This window comes from Paraburkholderia sp. SIMBA_027, assembly GCF_046535315.1.
GTDB classification, from domain to species: domain Bacteria; phylum Pseudomonadota; class Gammaproteobacteria; order Burkholderiales; family Burkholderiaceae; genus Paraburkholderia; species Paraburkholderia tropica.
On record NZ_JAWRWY010000576.1, the window covers coordinates 1 to 272 of the forward strand.

The window sequence follows — 272 nt, forward strand, 5'->3', positions numbered from 1 at the left end:
GGTGGTATCGCGCGTGGTCAGCGGCGGAATCTTCCTGTCGGTGTTCAATGCGATTATCGCGATCGTGATCACGATGGGGCGCCTGCTGTACAGCAGCGGCCGGCATGCGCTCTGGTCGCGCACCTGCAACCGCGCGTTCTCGACGATCCATCCGCGCTTCGAATCGCCGTGGCTCGCGACGCTTGCGCTGGCGGTGCCGTCGTCGGGGGCGCCGAATTGCAGTCGCTGATCGCCGCGTCGGCCGGCATCGTTTCGGCCGCGCGTGCGTCGCC

Annotated in this window: 1 pseudogene; it reads left to right on the forward strand. The window is 68.0% G+C overall.

Features of this window, described 5'->3' with window-relative positions:
* A pseudogene (locus SB764_RS40315) lies at positions 1-205 on the forward strand (APC family permease); the annotation flags it as partial.
* Positions 206-272 lie beyond the last annotated feature (67 nt).